The organism is Synechococcus sp. B60.1 (genome assembly GCF_047462555.1).
In the GTDB taxonomy this organism is placed as follows: domain Bacteria; phylum Cyanobacteriota; class Cyanobacteriia; order Thermostichales; family Thermostichaceae; genus Thermostichus.
In genome coordinates, this window is the sequence record NZ_JANSJN010000035.1 from 18,773 (window position 1) to 23,364 (window position 4,592).

The window sequence follows — 4,592 nt, forward strand, 5'->3', positions numbered from 1 at the left end:
GGTTTGCCAGTTCTGTAACGAGGTCTATCGCATCTCGGAGGACGAGCTGCGCTCGATTGTGGCAGAGATGTCGGCAAGCCAGTAAGGGCAGGGGTTTGATCCTCAGCTTGCCCGGCAAGCTTGGTTGGACAAGCTTTCATCCCTGTCCTAAATTATGTCCTAAATTAGACTTATCCAGCTGGTGGCAAGATTAAGCTTTAGGGGGAGTTACGCCTATGAAGATTCCTCTACCACAGTTGGATCAAGAGCCCCCCTGGAGAGGAGTCCGAAGACAAAGCGGCAACAGGGGTTTAAAGTCCACCTTCGATAGTTGCCAGAAAAGGGATCCCTACCTTTTGCCCCATGTCCCCCGTTACTCCTGAGCTCTCGGTTGTCATCCCCTGCAAAAATGAGGCAGACAACCTGGAGCATCTGTTCGAGCGCCTGCGACTTACCTTGGATCCTCTAGGGATCCCCTACGAGATCATCTGTGTCAACGACGGCAGCCAGGACGACACGCTGGAAAAGCTTATTGCCTTCCATCGCCAGGATCCCCGCATCAAGGTGGTGAACCTCTCCCGCTGTTTTGGCAAAGAGATTGCCCTCACAGCGGGTCTGGATTATGCCTCTGGCAGAGCCGTTGTTCCCATCGATGCCGACCTGCAGGATCCCCCAGAGTTGATCCCGGAAATGCTGCAGCAGTGGCGGCAGGGCTACCAGGTGGTGTACGCTGTGCGCCGCAGCCGCCAAGGGGAAAGCTGGCTAAAACGCTTCACCGCCAATGGGTTTTATTGGGTCATTGACCAGCTCAGCCAGGTGCGGATCCCGCGCAATACAGGAGATTTTCGGCTGTTGGATCGGCAGGTGGTAGACGCCATCAAGCAACTGCGGGAGCGCACTCGCTTTATGAAAGGGATCTTTGCCTGGGTAGGCTACCGGCAGGTGGCCATTTTTTACGACCGCGCCCCCCGTTTTCGCGGCAAAACCCAGTGGAACTACTGGCGGCTGTGGAACCTAGCCATAGAAGGCATCACCTCTTTTAGCTCTTGGCCCTTGCGGGTGTGGAGCTATCTGGGCTTGGCGATCTCGCTGGCGGCTCTGCTGTATGGCCTTTTCCTCGTCATTCGTACTTTGCTGTTTGGCTCCGATGTGCCCGGCTACGCCTCTTTGGCGGTGATGACCTTGTTTTTGGGCGGGATCCAGTTGATTAGCCTGGGCGTGATTGGAGAGTATCTGGGCCGCATTTTTGAAGAAGTGAAAGGCCGCCCCTTGTACCTAGTCAATGGCTCCTTTGGGTTCGAGAGCGCACGAGCTTCCCCTGCTCCAGAATTAGATCCAATGTCTACGCAAAAGCTGGGATAAAAAGTCATTTTTCCCAATCCCAGTTTTTGAGAGTTTTGTGTCCCGAAGCAGCATATTCTCGGTACTCGCGCACAAAGATCTCCTGCATCTGGGCCTGGGATAGCTGGATCCCTTGGATTTCGGCGCGGGCGATGGCCTTCATCAGCTCGATATAGGCCAGGCCAAGGGAAAGGGTCAGGGTAGCCGCTGTGGTGGACTGGATGATGCCGCCTGCCAGGGATCCCGCGCCGGGGATCAACTTCAGCAGGTTTGAGACAATGGCCCGCCCAGTGACTACTGCGCCCCCAATTCCCGCCAAAGCCGCCATCAAAGAGTAGTAAAAAGAAGGGGAGGCCTTATAGCCAAAGATAAAGCTGATATTGGCAATCATGCCCACTTGTGCTGCTGCCAGTAGAGGGGCATCGGCAAAAGGAAGAGGTGCGGCGCCGATGAACGCTGCGCTGGCCACATAGCCCGATACATACTTAAAAGCAGCATCGGCCTTGAGATCCACCCGCAGCAATTGCTGGCGGATAAAGGCAAGGCGGGCTACCTCTGGCAGCAGCTCCGAGGTGCAGCCGATTAGGTGCTCTAGCCCGTGGGCGGGGATGGTGAGTTGCCGGTTAATGACCTTGTCCTTAGCCAAAAGAGGAACAATGTAGCGAACAGGGAGATTTTGGCGCTGCAAGTACTGAAAAAACTCGCTCTCTTCGGGATTGGGATATTCCAGGCATTGGGTCAAGACTAAGATGACCGGTACATCTTTGAGTTCTAACTCTCTCAGCCACTCACGCTCGGTTTCCTCCAGCCGCTTCAGTTCGTGGTGGATGCAATACCAAACAATGTGAATGTGATGTTCGGGATCCTTGAGGCGCAGCTCGTCGATCAGTTGGGACACCTCGAGGCGGATCTGGATATTCTGGTCTCCCGCCAATTCCATGCCAGGTGTATCGTAGATGGTGATTGGGCAGCCTTGCTTAGAATATTGGCGAATGTGGCGGGTAACAGGGCTGCCAACACCAGTGCGGGCCAGCTCATCTTTAAACACCGCGTTGACCAAGGTGCTTTTGCCCACCCCACTTTTGCCAATCACCAGGACATTACAGTGGCCCATTTCTGCCTCTGCTTCCAGCAGGCTCTCTTTGAACAGGTGGCTGGCCCAATCCCAAGGTTCCTGCGGTTTCCCCCCAGCCCGCGCAACTGTTTGATGGGTTAGGCGAATCAGTTTTTCTATCCAGGAGTGGCTTTCTGGCTCCGTTTGCGACATGCTCCATCTCCAGGTACGGGATCAACTGGGCTAACGCTCCCAGTCCAGTGTAAATCGGGAAGATGCGGCTACTCTCTGACCAGCCCACTGGTTCTGCTGCAACAAGCACTTTGTTGAGAGCTATTCACAAGAACTGTTGAGTTAGACTATGCTGGGGTGAGGATAGCCCCAAGAAACCCTGGATCTGTCCACTCGAGTAGGCTGGACAATTAGCTCTCTTACTTCGGAGAACCTTGCCCTATGTCTGAAACCTCAACCTTGCGCCAGTCCTTCAACAGCGTGCGCAACAACCCTGTCTCCCTCGGCCTGGAGGTGACCCAGCCGATCTGCGAGGGGATGAACGCCCTTCTGGCCAGCTTCCAAGGGCTGTACTTGCAGTACCAGAAGCATCACTTCGTAGTAGAGGGCACCGAGTTCTACCCGCTACACCAATTGTTCAAGGATCACTACGAGCAGGTGAGGGAACATGTCCACGACCTGGGAGAACGCCTCGAAGGTCTGGGGGGTGTGCCGGTAGCCACCTTCGCCACCTTGGCCCGCCTCTGCTGCTTTACCCCTGAGCCGGATGGCGCTTTTGAGGCGCGGCAAATGTTGCAAAATGACCTGGCGGCAGAGCAGGCCATCATCGATTTGCTGCGGCGCCAAGCCGCCCAAGCGGAAAGCCTAGGGGATCGTGCCACCCGCTACCTCTACGAGCAGATTCTGCTCAAGACGGAAGACCGGGCCTTCCACCTCAACCACTTCCTAGCCAACGACAGCCTAGTGTTTGGCTTGATGGACGGCAGAGCCTAGTCAGGATCTGGGGCAGGTTCGCCGGCCAGGTGGCCTGTCCTTAGGTCTGAGGGCTTATTTTTGTAAGCATTTGTTGAAAATTTATATCATTACTGCCCGATTGGGTTTAGATTTATTTGCCGAGGTTTTGCTCCTAGCCATGAACCCTGTATCTTTTGAGGGCAGCTATTGTTTGCAGATCCCCTTAGGGGAACGCTGGCGCATTGGGCGGCGGCTGGTGGAGTTGGGGATCCCGGCAGTTTGTACGGGAGATGGCCATTTGCAGGTGCAGGTGGACACGCCTCTGGCCCTGTTGCAGGTGCGCAGCGTGATCCGCCAATACACGGCGCGGCGGCGGGAGTTATTGGACAGCCTAGAGACGTGTTGGCAGCTCAACACCGAGCCTGGGGGACAAGATGAGCAAGTTGGCTAAGCAAAGGATCCCGTTCGAGTCAGAAGGTCAGTTCCTGGGATTTCTTCCCGATAAGGATGGCAAGCTCAAGTATTTGCGCTGGCAGGCCGGAGCGGAAGTGTTTGCCGGCAAGATCCCCAAGCCGCTGCGCTCTGAGCTCTACCGCAGCCTCAAGCCAGGGGATAGGGTGCAGATTGCGGGGGAGCGGGAAGTGAATTTGCTGAAGGGGCGAGAGAAATGGGTGCTCTACCGCGTGGTTCCTGTCCAGGCAGGGATCCCAGCCACATCTCCCCCAAAAGCTGCTCCAGAATCGGAGGAAAAGAGAAAAGGGGTCGTCTTGGTCTGCCAGAAGTCTGACTGCTGTCGGCGGGGGGCGCTGGAGGTGATGCAGGCTCTGCAGGCTCACCTAGCAGCCTATGGGGGCATCCGCGTGCAGGGAGTGGGCTGCATGAAGGACTGCAAACGGGGGCCGAACGTGGTGTTCCTGCCCGACAAGGCTCGCTACAGCGGCGTTTCTTCGCAAGAGATCCCGGCTTTGTTGGAGCGGCATTTTCCGATTGCTTCGTTGCAGGTACAGCAGGTTGAGACGGCGGCTTCCTCCTGACGCTCATGCTGATCCCCCCACGGGCGAGCGGATTTCCCTTGACTTTTCGCATGAACTACCCCACCGCGCAGGCGGGTGGGGTTTCCCCATCCGCTTGACGGTGAGATTTTTGTCTCTTCCTCTGCCCCAGTTGCTTCATCACTCCCGTGTACCGGGTCTCTGTTCGCAAAGCGTGGCGCTAGCCATAGTAGAGCTGAAGCATCCAAGACTCACGAGGC

Annotated in this window: 5 protein-coding genes; 4 read left to right on the top strand and 1 reads right to left on the bottom strand. The window is 56.2% G+C overall.

Annotated features, from left to right (window positions below; all coding sequences use genetic code 11):
- Positions 1–342 precede the first annotated feature (342 nt).
- On the top strand, positions 343–1,341 hold the full coding sequence (locus tag NW863_RS05710; RefSeq protein ID WP_414365104.1) for a glycosyltransferase family 2 protein: 999 nt from the start codon (positions 343–345) through the stop codon (positions 1,339–1,341).
- A gap of 4 nt (positions 1,342–1,345) precedes the next feature.
- On the opposite strand, the gene NW863_RS05715 is transcribed toward NW863_RS05710, so the two are convergent.
- Positions 1,346–2,587, bottom strand: a complete 1,242-nt coding sequence (locus tag NW863_RS05715; RefSeq protein ID WP_414365105.1) for a YcjF family protein — start codon at positions 2,585–2,587, stop codon at positions 1,346–1,348.
- Positions 2,588–2,827: 240 nt separating this feature from the next.
- Between NW863_RS05715 and NW863_RS05720 the strand changes: the two genes are divergently transcribed.
- The 3 genes from NW863_RS05720 to NW863_RS05730 all read left to right on the top strand — a co-directional run bounded on the left by NW863_RS05720 (position 2,828) and on the right by NW863_RS05730 (position 4,374).
- Positions 2,828–3,379, top strand: coding sequence for a Dps family protein (locus tag NW863_RS05720; protein ID WP_414335135.1), 552 nt, complete (start codon positions 2,828–2,830; stop codon positions 3,377–3,379).
- Positions 3,380–3,518: 139 nt separating this feature from the next.
- The gene (locus NW863_RS05725; RefSeq protein WP_414365107.1) at positions 3,519–3,791 is read left to right on the top strand and encodes an Asr1405/Asl0597 family protein; all 273 of its coding nucleotides are present in this window, start codon (positions 3,519–3,521) and stop codon (positions 3,789–3,791) included.
- Positions 3,775–4,374, top strand: coding sequence for a (2Fe-2S) ferredoxin domain-containing protein (locus NW863_RS05730; RefSeq protein WP_414365109.1), 600 nt, complete (start codon positions 3,775–3,777; stop codon positions 4,372–4,374). Before NW863_RS05725 ends, NW863_RS05730 begins: the two co-directional genes overlap by 17 nt.
- The last annotated feature ends 218 nt before the right edge of the window (positions 4,375–4,592 follow it).